Genomic DNA, 15,971 nt, shown 5'->3' on the forward strand with positions numbered 1-15,971 from the left:
CCGGCTGATTGCCACCCCGACGTCCGGCCACAGTCGCACGGCCGATCGGATACGCGGTCGGGCCGTCACGAAATCCGGCGGCGAACCGTCACAGCTGGCGGTTAGTCTTCCTCCGCGCGCCGTCGTCCTGGCACGTCGCGCCCCGCGCCCGGTTGGCGCGGCATCGCCGCCACCGCCCACCGTCGGCCGGCTCAATCGACTTCAGGAGAGTTAGTGACACAGCAATCCCTCGCGACATCGGACAAACTCGACGGCGCGGTGCTCAAGGTGGCGGGCGTCGTCGTCATTGGCGCGATCATGTCGATCCTCGACGTGACTGTGGTCAGCGTGGCGCTGCCCAAATTCCAGAGCGAGTTCGACGCGTCCTACGCCCGCGTCGCCTGGACCATGACCGCCTACACCCTCGCCCTCGCCACAGTGATCCCGCTCAGCGGGTGGGCGGCGGACCGGTTCGGCACCAAACGGCTCTACATGGTGGCGCTGGCCCTGTTCACTATCGGGTCGGGCCTCTGCGCCATGGCCGACACGATCGGCGAGCTGATCGGCTTCCGGGTCCTGCAGGGCCTCGGCGGCGGCATGCTCATGCCGCTGGGCATGACCATCATGACCCGGGCGGCCGGGCCGCACCGGATCGGCCGGTTGATGGCGGTCCTCGGCATCCCGATGCTGCTGGGGCCGATCGGCGGCCCGATCCTCGGCGGCTGGTTGATCGACACCGCGAGCTGGCACTGGATCTTCCTGATCAATCTGCCGATCGGCGTGATCGCCCTGATCTACGCGCAGGTCGCGCTGCCGAAGGACGCGCCCGAGCCGTCCGAGTCGTTCGACTTCGTCGGCATGCTCATGCTCTCGCCGGGTCTCGCCCTCTTCCTGTACGGCGTGTCGTCCCTGCCGGAGGCGGGCACCTTCGCCGAGGCCAAGGTCTGGGCCCCGATGCTGGTCGGCGGCGCGCTGGTGGTGGCGTTCGTGCTCTACTCGTTCAAGCCCCGGCACCCGCTGCTCGACCTGCGGCTGTTCCGCAACCGCAGCCTGACCATCGCGTCGGTGACGATGTTCGTGTTCATCATCGCGTTCATGGGCGCCGGCCTGCTGTTCCCGAGCTACTTCCTGCAGGTGCGCGGCGAGTCGACGCTTGCGGCCGGCCTGCTGATGGCGCCGCAGGGCATCGGCGCGATGATCACCATGCCGATCGCCGGCACGCTGGCCGACCGGGTGCCGATCGGGCGTACGGTCCCGTTCGCGCTGGGGCTCATCGTCGTCGGGTTCTTCGGTTTCACCCAGGTCGATCCGCAGACCTCGTACTGGCTGCTCGGTGGGTCGCTGTTCGTGATGGGTCTGGGCATGGGCGGCACGATGATGCCGATCATGACGTCGGCGCTGCGGACATTGTCGGCCAACGACGTGGCCCGCGGCTCGACGCTGGTCAACATCCTCCAGCAGATCGGCGGCTCGGTCGGCGCCGCCGTGATGTCGGTGATCCTCACCAACGAGCTGAACGGCTCCCGGCCGATCCCCGGCCTGGTGGACGAGAGCGGCAAGCCGGTCACCGAGGCCGGGCTGGCCATCGCCGCCCAGCAGCGGCCGGAGCTGCTCCAGCAGATGCCGGTGGACCCGTCAATCATCGAGCGTGGTCTGGACTTCGCCGCCAAGTCGTTCGCGAGCACGTTCTGGGTCGCGTTCGCCCTGGTCGTGCTCACGATCATCCCGGCGGCGTTCCTGCCGCGCCGACGTCAGCCGGCGCAGCTCGACGACCCGCAGGGCGAGCAGGTCAGGACGCCCGTCGTCATCCACTGACCGCGCCCGGCCGCGCTCGGCACCCGGTGAGGTGCCGAGCGCGGCGGGTACGGCGTCAGCGCAACGGACCGTCGCCCGGTCCGTTGGGGTCCTCGACCAGGTGGATCGCCGCTTCCTCCGCGCTGGCGGCACCCGCGTCGATCCCGGCGTCCCACGCCACCGACTCGGCCTCGTCGTCCTCGCGGACGCCGTCGTCGTAGGCGACGAGACGGCCGGCGCGTGCTTCCGTCTCGTACCCCCGGCGGGTCAGCTCGTCCTCGTCGTCGCCACCCTCGGCGTACGGGTCGACATCCGGCACCTCCTGGGCGAGGTGTTGCGCCAGGGACTCGCCCGCCCGTTCCTCGGCCGGCGTGGTGCCGAACCGGTTTGCCGCCGTCCAGTGGTCCTCGGCGATGATGCCGGTGTCGAGGGGGTCGCCGACCCGGTCGTCGTCGAGGGTGTCGGAGGCGTCCAGGACTCCGTCGTCCTCGGCCACGTTCCACTCGTCGACGGAATCCATCCGTTCGGTCTGGCTCACGGCGGTCTCCTCTTCGTCACGGTGCAGCAAAGCGCTCAGCCTATGACCGTGCAACGCGCCCGTTCGCCGAGGTCTGCCCGCTGTGACGAACGGACCTCGCGGCGGGCGGTGCCACTGTGGGTCACCGCTTCAGCAGTTCCGCCACGGCGTCGGTGAACTCCACCGGCTGCTCGATGTGCGCGAAGTGTCCGCTTCGCTCCAGCGTCACCAGCCGCGAGTCCGGAAGCCCCGCGTGCAACTGCTCGGCCCAGCGGGGGCCACAGATGAAGTCGTACGCCCCGACGATCACCACGACGGGCACGGTGATCTCAGCGAGGTTCTCCCGCACGTCGAAGGGCGTCGGGTCCTGCGCGCCGGCCGGCGTCGCCCAGATTCGGACGGCCGCCTGAAACGGGGCGAACTCGGTCTGTCGGCCCCAGAAGTCCGCGAAGTACACCGGCAGGGCGGCGCGCAGAGCGGCCCCCAAAGAGTCGTCGTCCGTCGCGCCGCCGATCTGCGCGAAGGCACCCGGGACCGCCGCCGCCTCCGGCCGGTCCGGGTGCCGCTGCGGGTAGGCGGCGAGGCCGGCCATCGCCTCGCCCCAGAACTCGGCGCCGGTGACGGGCGAGGTGTCGTACAGGGCGAGGCCGGAGATCCGGTCCGGGTGGGCCAGCGCGTAGCGCTGGACGACGAAGCCGCCGTGCGAGTGCCCGAGGAGGTACACCCGGGGTTCGCCGAGGTGTTCGACGACGGCGTGCAGGAACCGGACGTAGGTGTCGAGACGGTAATCGTCGGGGTTGTCGAGCTGCCCCGACGCGCCAGTGCCCACCGGCTCGACGTAGACCATCGTGAAGTGCGTCTCAAGGCTGGGCGTCCGCAGGTAGGCCCACTCGATGCCCGGCCCGCCGGAGTGCGCCACGCAGACCGGGCCGGTGCCGGCGACGTGGTAGACCTGCCGAACGCCATCCACTGTGAACGTGTGGGCACCCGGTGCGAGGGCGCTGACGTCGTGGCTGGTGAAACCCATGAACTATCTCCCGATCCGAGACCCGCGCGGCGTCGGCCGACACGGCAACTGGTGCATGACGCGGACCAGATGCGCGGGTCGAGGGAAAAGTTCGCTCGTCGGAGGAGTTTTTTCAGACCAGCGCGGGGACGGGGTGGAAGAGGGTGAGTTGGCGCACCCGGCCCTCGCGCAGCACCTGCAACCACAGCGCCGCGGGTGGGCAGTGCTCCGGGTCGTCGGGTGGGCTGATCAGGTCGGTCTCCCAGATCAGCACGTCGCCGCTGGCCACCACGTTGCGCAGCCGCTGACGTACCCCGGCCGTCAGGTCGCGGTCCATGCCGTTGATGGCCAGATCACGGCCACCGCGCGGGCCGCCCGGCACGATCATCTCGGCGTCCGGCCACCAGCTCTCGCGGACCACCCGCTCGAAGTCGCCGCCCATCGCCGTGGTGATCATGTCGCGGCCTTCTCGCCACCGCGAGTCGTTCGAGGCGGCGACGTCAGTGTGCGCGGCGTCCGCCGCCGTCCGCAGGCCGCCGGCGAGCGCCCGACGGGCGTGGCTGAGGCGGCTGCGGACGGTGCCGACCGGCACGCCACACACGGCCGCGATCTGCTCGTACGAGGACGCGTCGCTGAAGTACCGCAGCAGGGTGACGAGCCGGTCAGGTTCGGACAGCTGCCCGATGGAGTGCCACACCCAGTCGCGCATCGCGGCTCGGTCCAGTGCCTCCTCCGGGGTGGGTGTGTCGGCGGGGCGGGTGAACCACTCGGGTTCGGCGACCGGGACGGCTCTGGGCCCGCGCAACGCCATCCGGCTGTTGTTGCGGACGATGGCCCGCAACCAGGGGCCGACGGCGCTCGGGTCGCGCACCTCGCCGATGCGACGCAGGGCGACGACCATCGTGTCCTGCACCGCGTCCTCGGCGTCCGGCCCGTAACCGAGGACGCCCAGCGCGACAGCCCGCATCCCCGCCTCGTGCCGGGCCAGCAGCGCGCCCAGCGCGGCCGCGTCTCCCGCCTGCGCGAGCACTACCAGCTCTCCGTCGCTCTGCGTCACGCGTACGTCCTCTCGCAAGTCCCGGAGCGTCCCATCTGTAGGGCTTTGGGCGGCTATTCCGGTGTCCATCGCCGCTACCAGCCTACGACGTGTGAACGTCTCGGTTCTGAGCCAATGCTGCGGGAGGGGCGAGGGTCACCGCCCCGAGGCCGACGACGGTTGCCGGAAAGTGACACACGCCGGTCGTAGCCTGGGCGGCATGAGGACCTGCCGTGTCGAAGCCCTTCGATGGTGCGTGGTCGGCGTCCGCGCGTTCTTCGCGGGTCTGCGATGACCGAGCTGAGCTGGGCGCAGGTGTCCGCCCGACGACTACAGCGACACCGGCTGTGCCCACCGGCGGCGGGCGCGGCACCGGACGCCGGTGGGGTCGCCGACGTGGTGTCGGCGATCTGCGGCGCGCACGCCCAGATCGCGTCGGCCGCCGAGTTGTCCATCGGGCTGCGGGTGCCGGGCACGACCCGCGCCCTGGTACGCCGCGCACTGTGGACCGACCGCACCCTGGTCAAGACCCGTGGGCCACGCGGAACCGTGCACCTGCTCGCCGCGGCGGACCTGCCGATGTGGGTCGGCGCGCTGACCGCGTTGCCGGCCCCGTCCTGGGAGCGGAGCGTGGTCCTGCTGACGCCCCGGCAGACCGAGCAGGTCATCGCGGCCATCGCCGACGCGGTCGCCGAGGCCGACCTGACCACCGCCGAGCTGACCGAGGAGGTCGTCGCCCGTACCGGCCCGTGGGCGGGTGACCTGGTCATGGAGGCGTTCCAGGACAAGTGGCCCCGGTGGATCGCCGCGATGACCGCCGCCACCCGGGCCGGATTGGTCTGCTTCGGCCCGAATCGCGGTCGGGCCAGCACGTACACCAGCCCGACCCGGTGGCTGCCCGACTTCGCGCCGATGCCCGGTCCCGCCGCCCTGGCTGCCCTCGTCCGCAGCTACCTGCACGCGTACGGGCCGGCCACCCCGGCACAGTTCGCCCGGTGGCTGGCGGTGGCGCCGGGGTGGGCGACGTTGCTGTTCGACTCGCTGGACCTGACCGAGGTGACGGTGGAGGGCACCCGGGCCTGGGTGGCCGCCGACGACACCGAATTCCCCGACGACCGGCCGTCCGGGTTGCGGCTCCTTCCGTACTTCGACGCGTACGCGGTCGGCTGCCACCCCCGCGAACGGCTCTTCCCCGGTGCCGCCGCCGAGCGGGCGCTCGCCGGTGGCCAGGCCGGCAACTATCCGGTGCTGCTGGTCGACGGGGTGGTCGCCGGCGTGTGGCATCAACGCCGCTCCGGCCGCGCGATCCGGGTCACCGTCGAGCCGCTGCGGACGCTCGGCGCAGCCCAGCAGCGGGCGTTGGCGGAGGAGGTCGAGCGGATCGGCGAGATCCTGGACGGCAGGGCGTCGCTGACCATCGGCACCGTCAGCGTCGGTCCGCACGCCTGAGGCCACGCCGGCCCACCGCCTGGGCCACGATGAGAGCGTGCACCCCGAACCGGTCGACCACGCGCCCCGGCAGGCGTTTCCCTGGGCGCTCCTACGCCAGCGCTGGGAGGACCTCACCTTCCTGCACTGGGCCGTCGCTCCGGAGGTGGTCGCGCCGTTGCTGCCCGCCGGCACTCGTCCGGACACACTGCAGGGGGTCAGCTACGTGGGGCTGATCGGCTTCCGGATGGTCGGGCTGGGCTTCGGCCGAGGCCCGGGGGTGCCGTACTTCGGCACCTTCTGGGAAACCAACGTCCGGCTCTACTCCGTCGATGACGCCGGCCGGCGAGCTGTCGTGTTCCGGTCGCTCGACGCGTCCCGTCTGCTGCCGGTGCTGGTGGCGCGGGCGACGCTGCGCCTGCCGTACCTGTGGTCGTCGATGCGGTTGGATCGCGACGGTGACCGTCGCACCTACCGCTGCCGGCGGCGCTGGCCGGGGCCGGCGGGCGCGACGAGCCGGATGGTGGTGCGGGCGGGGGAGCGGATCGTCGAGCCGACCCCGCTGGAACACTTCGTCACCGCCCGCTGGGGGCTGCACACCCGGGCGTACGGGCGCACGCTGCACCTGCCGAACTGGCATCCGAGCTGGCCGCTGCACCGGGCCGAGGTGCTGCACCTGGATGACGAGTTGGTAGCCGCCGCTGGGCTGCCGGCACCGGTCGGGCCACCGGTCAGCGTGCTCTACTCGCCAGGTGTCGCGGTCAGGTTCGGCCCGCCGGTGGCGGCCCGGTCACGTGGTGCCGGGCCGCCGGAACCTCAGTAGCGGCCACCCTCGGGTGCGGGCAGCGCGTCCAGGTCGGCCATGTCCTCGACGCTGAGCCGCACGTCAGCGGCCGAGCAGTTGTCCACCAGGTACTTCGGGGTCTTGGTGCCGGGAATCGGGATGACCTGGTCACCCTGGGCGACCACCCACGCGAGGGCGACCTGCGCGGGGCTGAAGCCGGCCCGGTCGGCGATCTCCCGGACCCGGGCGACGATGGCGAGGTTGGCGCGCAGCGCGTCCTGCTGGAAGCGCGGCAGGCCACGCCGGAAGTCGTCGGCGGGCAGGTCGTCGAACGAGGTGAACCGGCCGGCGAGGAAACCGCGCCCGAGCGGGGAGAACGGCAGGAAGGCGATGCCCTGCTCGCCGCAGTACGGCAACACCTCGGTCAACGGGTCACGCGTCCACAGTGACAACTCGGACTGCACCGACGCCACCGGGTGCACCGCCTGGGCCCGCGCGATCTGCGCGACGGTCACCTCGGACAACCCGAGCTGCCGGGCCTTACCGGCCGCGACGACCTCGGCCATCGCGCCCCAGGACTCCTCGATGGGCACCTCCGGATCGACCCGGTGGAGCTGGTAGAGGTCGACGTGGTCGGTGCCGAGCCGGCGCAGGCTCTCGTCGATCGCCGAACGGATGTGCTCCGGGCGGCCGTTGTTGCCGATCTTCGGTGAGTTGCCGGGGCCACCGGTGGGGGAGGTGGCCACCAGGCCGACCTTCGTGGCCAGTACGGCCCGCTCCCGGTGCCCGCCGGACAGTGCCCGCCCGACCAGCTCCTCGTTGGTGTACGGCCCGTACACGTCCGACGTGTCGATCAGCGTCGCGCCCAGGTCCAGCGCCTGTCGGATGACGGAGATCGACGTGTCGTCGTCGCGAGGGCCGGTGATGTCGTAGCCGTGGCTCATGCCCATGCAGCCGAGGCCGATGACGCCGACCTCGGGTCCGGTGCTGCCCAACGTGGTGGTTCGCATGCGCCCCACGCTACGACCGGACGGGCGGACCCGCACTCGCCGTGGCGGGGTGCGGGTGTTCCCCGGGCACGTGACGACTCTCACCGGAAGTGGACTCGGGAGTCCGGTACGGTGGGCGCTAAGCGGACCTGCGAGTCCGGATATGACCGACGGCGACCCACGAGGAGCCCCCATGAACCCGGTACGGATCAGCGACGCCCTGCGCGCTGTGGTCTTCGAGCCGACGCGCGACCTGACCGACGCGCTCGACGAGTTCTACGCCCCCGACTACACCCACCGCAGCGACGGCGAGACCCTCGACCGGGCCGGATTCGTCGCGATGGTGACCCAGGTACGCGGTCAGATCGCCAGCGGCACCGTGCTGGTCCTCGACGAGCTGCGCGACGGTCTCCGCTACGCCGAACGACACGTCTACGAGATCACCCTGGCCGACGGGTCGACCGCCAGACGGGAGATCGCCGTCTTCGGGACGTACGCCGAGGACGGCCGCTTCCGCCACCTCAGCGAGACGGGTTTCGACCTGTCCGCCTGAACCGTCTCGACGACCAACGCAGGAGAGAGAGCCATGCCCCGCCTTGCCGACCCCGACCCGAACGCGATTCCGGCCGACGTCCGCGACGTCCTGTCCGCCCTGCCGCCCGACCCGATGGTCAAGATGCTGACCCACTCGATCGGCACTGTGAACCTCTTCATCCAGCTCGCGAGGGCGCAGTTCACCTCGTTGGAGCTGCCCGCCCGCTCGCGGGAACTGGTCATCCTCACCGTGGCCGAGTACACCGGGTGCGAGTTCGTGGCAGCCCAGCATGGCCCGATGTCGGCGGCGGCCGGCGTCGACGAGCGCACCCGGGAGATCATCAGCAGCCGGGACATCGACGACCCACACCTCTCCGGTCATGACCGCACGCTCATCCGGTTCGCCGCCGAGGTGGTGCGGTCACCGCGCGTTCCCGATGACCTCTTCGACCAGGTGCGGCACATCCTCAGCGGGCGCGAGATCGTCGAGGTGCTCCAGGTGATCGGCTACTACTGGTCGTTCGGCCGGGTGGCCACGGTGCTCGACGTCGAACTCACCACCGTGTACGGCGACGAGCCGCTGCTGACCGACGAGACCGAGCGGGCAGACTGAGGCCATGACTCCACCGACGCCGAGCGACAGGGATGCTCCCCACCGGCGTCTGGACGCCCGTCGCAACCAGGAGCGGGTCCTCGCCGCCGCCCGGGAGCTCTTCAGCGAGCAGGGTCTGCAGGTGACGGTGCCGCAGGTGGCGGAGCGGGCCGGGGTGGGCCGCGCCACTGTGTACCGCAGCTACCCCAGCAAGGAAGACCTGATCGTCGCGGTCGTCCAGCGGCAGTTTCAGGAGCTGGAGCAGCGCACCCGCGCGGCGCTCGACGGCGTCGACGCGTACCGGGAGTGGTGTTCCTTCGTGCCCGACCTGTTCGGACGCCTCGCGCGCGACCGGGTCCTCGCCGACGCGTTCTTCGAGGGCAGGCTGGTGCCCGCGGCGCGCATCCTGGATCTGATCGGGCAACTGGTGGCGGCGGCCCGAACGTCCGGCAAGGTCCGCCCGGACGCCGGGGAGCTGGACATCCGGGTAATCCTGTGCGGCGCGGTCCGGCAGCTCATCGTGCTCGACGAGCGTGACCCGGCGGTGTGGCGCCGGTACGCCGACCTCGTGCTCAACGCGCTGCGCCAGTGACGGCCAGGGCTGACACTGGGAGAAAGCTCGGCCGACGTGTCGAGGACTGTCGCGCCGGCTTCGACAGTGGGTTGCGGGCCAGACAGTGGGCCTCGCCGACGAGCCGGCACGGCACGGACCGAGGAGTGGATCGATGACGAAGGTGACGACCTGGGCGACGATGTCGTTGGACGGCTACATCGCGGACGCGTCCCACGGTGGCTTCGAGTACCTCTTCCAGTGGTACGAGAACGGCGACGTCGAGACGCCGACGGCCGACCCCGAATTGACCTTCCGGACCTCCGCCACGAGCGCCCGGCATCTGCGGGCTCTCACCGAGCGGACCGGCGCGCTCGTCGTCGGCCGGAGGCTCTTCGACATCACCAGCGGGTGGGGTGGCCGGCATCCGTTGGACGTGCCCGTCGTGGTGGTCACGCACAGCGTGCCGGAGGGCTGGGCGCCCGAGAACGACTCCTTCGTCTTCGTCACCGACGGCATCGAGAGCGCCGTCGCCCGGGCGACGGCGCTCGCCGGCGACAAGGAGGTCAGTGTCAACGGCGGCACCATCGCCGCCCAGGTCGTCGAGGCCGGCCTGCTCGACGAGGTGCACATCGACCTCGTCCCGGTCCTGCTCGGGGCCGGCATCCCGCTCTTCGCCAACCTGAAGATCGCGCCACTTCAGCTGTACGGTCCGTTCAGCGTCGTGGAGGACGACGGCGTCACCCACCTGGCCTACGGGGTACGCCCAGCCGCCTGAGTGCCGCGGGGACCGCTGCCCCGCCTTGCCCCCATTGGCATTGATCGATATTGTGCGCGCAGGCGCCGCCCCGCCTCAGACCACCACCGTCGATCCGAAGCGGGTTCCGCATGCGCACACTGAGACTTGTCACGACCCTGGCCGTCGCCAGCCTGCTCGCCGGTGCGGTGGCAGCGGTCGCCGCCACACCGGCCAGCGCGGCGACCGCCGTGTTCTCCGTGACGAACAACTGGGGCAACGGCTACCAGGGGCAGGTCACCGTCACCAACGACACCTCCGCACCGATCACCAGCTGGCGGGTCGAGTTCGACCTGCCGTCCTCCTCGACCGTCAGCCAGTCGTGGAACGCGCAACAGACGACCTCGGGCAGCCACTACACCTTCGCCAACGTGTCCTGGAACGGCACCCTCGCCGCCGGCGCCTCCACCTCGTTCGGCTTCCTCGTCAACGGCACCGGCACCCCGGTGAACTGCACTGTGAACGGCGCGTCCTGCGCCGGCGGTCCGCCCCCGACCACCCCGCCGCCCACGACCCCGCCCCCGACCACGCCGCCGCCGACCACCGGCACGCCGGTCGAGCGGCACGGGCAACTGCGGGTCTGCGGCACCACCATGTGCGACAAGTCCGGGGCGCGGGTGCAGCTGCGGGGCATCAGCAGCATGTGGCTCAACTGGGAGACCGCCCCGTACGCCGAGAACCTCTCCGCGTTGACCTGGATGCGCGACAACTGGAACCTCCAGGTGATCCGCGCGGCCATGGGCGTGGAGCCGGCCGGGGCGTACCTGAGTGACCCGTCCAAGGCGCGCGCCCAGGTGGAGACCATCGTCAACAACGCGGTCACCGCCGGGGTCTACGTGATCGTCGACTGGCACGCGCACGAGGCGCAGAACAACCAGTCGCAGGCGGTGGCGTTCTTCGGTGACCTGGCCCGCCGGTACGGCCACCTGCCCAACGTCATCTGGGAGCCCTACAACGAGCCGCTCCAGGTCAGTTGGACCAACGTCATCAAGCCGTACCACCAGGCGGTGGTGTCCGCGATCCGCGCCGCCGATCCGGACAACATCGTCGTGCTCGGCACCCCGACCTGGTCACAGGACGTGGACGTCGCCGCGGCCAGCCCGGTCAGCGGCACCAACCTGATGTACACCCTGCACTTCTACTCCTGCACGCACGGGGCGTCGCTGCGCGCCAAGGGTGACGCGGCGATCCGCGCGGGTCTGGCGCTGTTCGTCACGGAGTGGGGCGCCAGCAACGCCGATGGCGGCCTCGACGGCCGGGCCTGCCTGCCGGAGGCGCAGTCCTGGGTCGACTGGATGAAGGCGAACGGTATCTCCTGGACGGCCTGGAAGCTCGACGTCGGCACCGACACCACAAACCTGCTCAGCCCGGGGGCGCCGGTGACCGGTGGGTGGACCAACTACTTGCACGGCCACGCGCCGTTCGTGGTGGCGAACATGAGGTGAGCCCGGCCGCTCCTTGACTGGGATTGATCGAATCGAGGCTGCTGGTGTCGGGGTGTCCAGGCCGGCGGGACACCCCGACATCACCGGCAGCCATCACTACCGCGCCACGGCCACCGTCGGAGGGTCACTGTGTGAAGGCCCGCCGGTAGGCGGTAGGGGTGGTGGCGAAGGCCCGCTGGAAATGCGCACGGAGGTTGGTCGCCGTGCCCAGGCCGGTACGCCGTGCGACCTCGTCGATGGTGATCCCGCCATTCTCGAGCAGGGTGCAGGCGGCGCGCAGCCGTTGCTGGATCAGCCACGCTCGTGGGCTCATCCGGAATCGACTTTGGAAAGTGCGGTGCAGCGTGCGGCTGGACATCACACCCTGCCGGGCAAGGTCCGCGACGGTGATCGGGCGGTGCAGGTTGCCGCTCGCCCACGTGATGACCCCGGCCAACTCGTCGCCCTCACCCGGAACGCCGACCGGGATGAACTGGGCCTGACCGCCGGCGCGGTGCAGCGGTGTGACCATGTGGCGGGCCCGTTGGAGGGCGGCAGCCTGCCCGTGGTCGCGTCCGACGAGGTAGAGGCACATGTCCAGACCGGCGGCGAGCCCGGCGCTGGTGATCACCTCGCCTTCGTCGACGTACAGCGCGTTCGCGTCCACGAACACCAGTGGATGCTCGTGAGCGAGCGCGTCGGCGTGCGCCCAGTGGGTCGTCGCGCGGCGACCGTCGAGCAGACCGGCCTGGGCCAGCGCGAAGGCACCGGTGCAGATCGACGCGATGCGGACGCCACGACGGTGTGCCTGCCGCAGCGCATCGAGAGCACGCGGCGGCGCCGGGCCACGGCGGAATCCGGGCACGATCACCGTGTCGGCATCGTCGAGCGCGTCGAGCGTCGCGGCGACCGTCAGCTCCAGGCCTGCGGTGGTGGTGGTGACCGAACCACCGTCCAGTGCGCACACCGTCATCGCGTACCGGCCGTGGCCCTCGTGGCCGAACACCTGCGTCGCGATGGTCAGATCGAAGGCGACAACAGTGGGTAGGGCGAGGACGGCGACTCGATGCGTGGCGGGTTTCTTACGCATGATGGCAAGGATGCCACTCGCCGCCGCCCGGTCGGCAGGAGATTCTGGGCCGTATGCGCATCGAGATCGTGGTATTCGACGGCTTCGACGAACTGGACGTCTTCGGGCCGTTCGAGGTGTTGTCGATGGCCGGCTTCGACGTGGCGCTGGTCGCCGTCGAACGGTCGGGGCTGGTCACCAGCATGCGTGGTGTCCAATTTCAGGTGCCCGAGGTGCTGGGTCAGGCCGACGGCGTGATCGTCCCAGGTGGCGGATGGCTGAACCGGGCCTCCGAGGGTGCCTGGGCCCAGGCGCAGCGCGCTGTGCTGCCGGCGAAGCTGGCCGCACTGGCGCCATCGGCGCGGTGGACGGCGTCGGTGTGCACCGGTGCGCTGCTACTCGCCGCAGCCGGCCTGCTGACCGGCCGGCGGGCGACCACCAACCGCAACGCGTACGACGAGTTGCGCGCCCACGACGTCACGGTCCTCGACGAGCGGGTGGTCGACGACGGTGACCGGGTCACCGCTGGCGCGCTCTCGTCCGGGCTCGATCTGGGGCTGTGGCTCACGGAACGGGAACTCGGCGCCACCACTGCCGACCGGGTCGCCGCGTCCATCGAGTACCGGGCTCCGCGCCGCTGAGCAGCACGGACAGAACGGGCGCGTCACCTTAACGCGCCGGAAACACCCCCGGTACCAACCCTGGGAACGCTCGTCGGACAGCCAGACCACCGACACGCGAACCGGGGTGACCATGGCCGACAACACCACGAACGCGCCGACGTACGACGAGCCGGTGGGCCGGTCCGGCAACGGCCGGACGCTGCCCACCCCCCGTACGAACCCGCTCCTGTCGCTGGACGACGGCGACCCGGCGGACCTGGCCACGATCGGGGTGGAGGAGGAGTTCCACGTCGTCGACCTGCACACCCGGGAGTTGGTGCCCCGCGCCGGGGAGTTGCTCGACCGGTTGCCGGCGGCCTCGTTCACCGCCGAGTTGCACCGCAGCGTCGTGGAGACCAACACCGAGGTCTGCCGCACCCTGGACGAGATCCGCGCCGAGCTGACCCGGCTGCGTCAGGCGGCCGTCCAGGTCGCCGACCGGGCCGGTCTGGGCATCGTGGCGGCCGGTACGGTGCCGCTGCGCGCCGACGGCGACCCCAGCGTCACCCCCACCTCCCGCTACCGGCGGATGCTCGACGAGTACCAGATGCTCGCCCGGGAGCAGTTGATCTGCGGCGCGCAGGTGCACGTCGGCGTCTCCGACCGGGACCTGGCGGTGGCGGTCACCCGTCGGGTCCAGCCGTGGCTGCCGGTGCTGCTCGCCCTCTCCACCAGTTCGCCGTACTGGATGGGCCAGGACAGCGGTTACGCCAGCGTCCGGTCCCTGGTCTGGCAACGCTGGCCCACCGCCGGAGACCCGGGCGAGGTGACCAGCGCCGCGGACCACGAGGCGCTGGTCGCCGAGCTGATCTCCTCCGAGACCATCACCGACCCCGCCATGATCTATTTCGACGTCCGACCGTCGGCGCACGTGCCCACAGTGGAGCTGCGGATCACCGACGCCAACGCCGACGTGGAGACCATCGTCCTGCTCACCGGTCTGTTCCGGGCGCTCGTCCGGCGGGAGGTCGCCGCCCTGCGCGCCGGGGTGGAGCGCACCGCCGTACGACCACCGGTGCTGCGCGCCGCCGTGTGGCGGGCCGCCCGCTCCGGGTTGGAAGGTGACCTGCTCGACCTGCCCCGGTCGGCCCGACCGGTGCCGGCCGCCCAGGCGGTCCGCCGCCTGGTGACCGACCTGCGCCCACAACTGCGGGCGACCGGGGACTGGGAGCAGGTCAGCGAGCTGACCCGGTACGCGCTGGAACGGGGCAGCTCCGCCGCCCGGCAGCGGCGGGCGTACGAGCGACGGGGCCGGTTGGCCGACGTGGTCGACCTGTTGCTCGACGAGACCCGGGGCCGGGTCCGCGGTCCGCTGCCGGGTGCGCCGACACCGCCAGTGCTGCCCACGTACGCCGACGCCGGCGACGAGGTCTTCGGACCGGCCGGACCGCAACCGGCGTACGCCCCGATGCTCGCGGCCCTGCGCCAACTCGGCGCCGGGGCCCTGCGTCAACGCGAACACGACCGGGACGAGGAGCAGCGGGCCCGCGGCGTGACGTTCAGCGTGGCCGGCGAGGCGAGCACCCGGCTCTTCCCGGTCGACCTGGTGCCCCGGGTGGTGCCCGCCGCCGACTGGCGGACCCTGCGTACCGGCCTGGTGCAACGCGCCCGCGCCCTCGACGCGTTCCTGCGCGACGTCTACGCCGACCGGGCCGTGGTGGCCGACGGCGTGGTGCCGGCGTGGGTGGTGGAGTCCTCACCCGGGCTGCGCCCGACCGGGGCGCTGATGGGCCGGCGGGGCACCCGCGCCCAGGTGTCCGGCACCGACCTCGTCCGGGACCCGGACGGCGGCTGGTACGTGCTGGAGGACAACCTGCGGGTGCCCTCCGGGATCGGCTACGCGGTGCAGAACCGTCGGCTGACCCAGGCGGTGTTGCCGGAGCTGCCGGTGCCGGAGGATCTGCTGCCCGCCGACGAGACGCCGGCGATGCTGTACCGGGCGCTGGTCGCCGCGGCGCCCGCCGCGGCCGACGACCCCGCCGTGGTGGTGCTCAGCAGCGGCCCCGGTGACCCGGCGTGGTTCGAACATCGGCTGCTCGCCGACGAGATGGGTGTCCCGTTGACCGAGACCAGCGACCTGCTGGTGGAGGAGGGCCGGGTTCGGCTGGTCCGCGAGGGCTGCCGCCGCGAGGTCGACGTGATCTACCTGCGGATGGACGAGGAGGCGCTGCTGCACGCGCCCGGGGCGGACGGCGTGCCGCTGGGGTGGCCGCTGCTCGCCGCCGTGCACGCCGGGCGGCTCACGCTGGCCAACGCGCTGGGCAACGGTGTCGGTGACGACAAGGCGCTGTACGCGTACGTGCCGCGGCTGATCGAGTACTACCTGGGCGAGAAGCCGCTGCTCGGGGACGTGCCGACGTACCTGTGTGGGCTGCCCGAGCAGCGGGCCGAGGTGCTGGGTCGGCTCGACGAGCTGGTGCTCAAGCCGGTCGACGGGTACGGCGGTGACCGGGTGGTGATCGGCCCCCGCGCTGAGGCGGAGGAGTTGGACGCCGTCCGGGAGCAGATCCTCGCGGCCCCGCACCGGTGGATCGCCCAGGAGATGATCGCGCTGACCACCCACCCGGTCTTCGACGGCACGGCGCTGGCTCCTCGCCATGTCGACCTGCGGGCGTTCGTGTTCCTCGGTGACACCGCCGAGGTCGCGCCGGTGGCGCTGACCCGGGTGGCGCCGGCCGGCAGCATGATCGTCAACTCGTCGCGCGGCGGCGGGTCGAAGGACACCTGGCTGCTCGGTGGAGCCGACGAACCGTCGGCGTAACCGACGCTTGACCCACCCGTCATCGGGACGCAACCCGGTCCGCCAAGCCT

General features: G+C 71.5%; 15 protein-coding genes. 10 read left to right on the forward strand and 5 right to left on the reverse strand.

Going from position 1 to position 15,971, the window contains the following annotated elements:
• The first annotated feature begins 213 nt into the window (after positions 1-213).
• Entirely contained in the window at positions 214-1,794 is a 1,581-nt protein-coding gene (locus tag OG992_RS02885; protein WP_238682490.1) for a DHA2 family efflux MFS transporter permease subunit, read from the forward strand.
• Between the two features lie 55 nt (positions 1,795-1,849).
• Here OG992_RS02885 and OG992_RS02890 read toward each other — a convergent pair whose 3' ends face one another.
• The 3 genes from OG992_RS02890 to OG992_RS02900 form a co-directional block, all read right to left on the reverse strand.
• A complete protein-coding gene (locus OG992_RS02890) occupies positions 1,850-2,311 on the reverse strand; it encodes a DUF5709 domain-containing protein (protein WP_266302249.1) in 462 nt (153 codons plus the stop codon).
• Positions 2,312-2,432: 121 nt separating this feature from the next.
• A complete protein-coding gene (locus OG992_RS02895; RefSeq protein ID WP_266302250.1) occupies positions 2,433-3,317 on the reverse strand; it encodes an alpha/beta fold hydrolase in 885 nt (294 codons plus the stop codon).
• A gap of 112 nt (positions 3,318-3,429) precedes the next feature.
• Positions 3,430-4,353, reverse strand: coding sequence for an RNA polymerase sigma factor (locus OG992_RS02900; protein ID WP_266302251.1), 924 nt, complete (start codon positions 4,351-4,353; stop codon positions 3,430-3,432).
• 270 nt (positions 4,354-4,623) lie between these two features.
• On the opposite strand from OG992_RS02900, the gene OG992_RS02905 reads away from it, so the two are divergent.
• Both OG992_RS02905 and OG992_RS02910 read left to right on the forward strand, forming a co-directional pair.
• Positions 4,624-5,781, forward strand: coding sequence for a winged helix DNA-binding domain-containing protein (locus OG992_RS02905; protein ID WP_266302252.1), 1,158 nt, complete (start codon positions 4,624-4,626; stop codon positions 5,779-5,781).
• 37 nt (positions 5,782-5,818) lie between these two features.
• The gene (locus OG992_RS02910) at positions 5,819-6,583 is read left to right on the forward strand and encodes a YqjF family protein (protein WP_266302253.1); all 765 of its coding nucleotides are present in this window, start codon (positions 5,819-5,821) and stop codon (positions 6,581-6,583) included.
• Here the strand turns inward: OG992_RS02910 and OG992_RS02915 are convergent.
• Positions 6,577-7,554 (reverse strand): aldo/keto reductase, encoded by a 978-nt coding sequence (locus OG992_RS02915; protein WP_266302254.1) that lies wholly within the window; start codon positions 7,552-7,554, stop codon positions 6,577-6,579. The genes OG992_RS02910 and OG992_RS02915 overlap by 7 nt on opposite strands.
• 172 nt (positions 7,555-7,726) lie before the next feature.
• On the opposite strand from OG992_RS02915, the gene OG992_RS02920 reads away from it, so the two are divergent.
• From OG992_RS02920 to OG992_RS02940, 5 genes are all read left to right on the forward strand, one after another.
• A complete protein-coding gene (locus OG992_RS02920) occupies positions 7,727-8,086 on the forward strand; it encodes a hypothetical protein (protein ID WP_266302255.1) in 360 nt (119 codons plus the stop codon).
• A 33-nt stretch (positions 8,087-8,119) separates the two neighbouring features.
• A complete protein-coding gene (locus OG992_RS02925) occupies positions 8,120-8,680 on the forward strand; it encodes a carboxymuconolactone decarboxylase family protein (protein WP_266302256.1) in 561 nt (186 codons plus the stop codon).
• Between the two features lie 4 nt (positions 8,681-8,684).
• On the forward strand, positions 8,685-9,251 hold the full coding sequence (locus tag OG992_RS02930; RefSeq protein ID WP_238682474.1) for a TetR/AcrR family transcriptional regulator: 567 nt from the start codon (positions 8,685-8,687) through the stop codon (positions 9,249-9,251).
• A gap of 133 nt (positions 9,252-9,384) precedes the next feature.
• On the forward strand, positions 9,385-9,987 hold the full coding sequence (locus OG992_RS02935; protein WP_266302257.1) for a dihydrofolate reductase family protein: 603 nt from the start codon (positions 9,385-9,387) through the stop codon (positions 9,985-9,987).
• Positions 9,988-10,097: 110 nt separating this feature from the next.
• The gene (locus OG992_RS02940) at positions 10,098-11,450 is read left to right on the forward strand and encodes a cellulase family glycosylhydrolase (RefSeq protein WP_266302258.1); all 1,353 of its coding nucleotides are present in this window, start codon (positions 10,098-10,100) and stop codon (positions 11,448-11,450) included.
• A 124-nt stretch (positions 11,451-11,574) separates the two neighbouring features.
• Here the strand turns inward: OG992_RS02940 and OG992_RS02945 are convergent, their stop codons facing one another.
• Complete coding sequence (locus tag OG992_RS02945; protein ID WP_266302259.1) at positions 11,575-12,519, reverse strand: GlxA family transcriptional regulator; 945 nt, start codon at positions 12,517-12,519, stop codon at positions 11,575-11,577.
• Positions 12,520-12,572: 53 nt separating this feature from the next.
• Between OG992_RS02945 and OG992_RS02950 the strand changes: the two genes are divergently transcribed.
• A complete protein-coding gene (locus OG992_RS02950; RefSeq protein WP_266302260.1) occupies positions 12,573-13,139 on the forward strand; it encodes a DJ-1/PfpI family protein in 567 nt (188 codons plus the stop codon).
• 112 nt (positions 13,140-13,251) lie between these two features.
• Entirely contained in the window at positions 13,252-15,921 is a 2,670-nt protein-coding gene (locus OG992_RS02955; protein WP_266302261.1) for a carboxylate--amine ligase/circularly permuted type 2 ATP-grasp protein, read from the forward strand.
• Positions 15,922-15,971: the final 50 nt, after the last annotated feature.

Source organism: Micromonospora sp. NBC_00362, assembly GCF_026342155.1.
Classification (GTDB): domain Bacteria; phylum Actinomycetota; class Actinomycetes; order Mycobacteriales; family Micromonosporaceae; genus Micromonospora; species Micromonospora hortensis.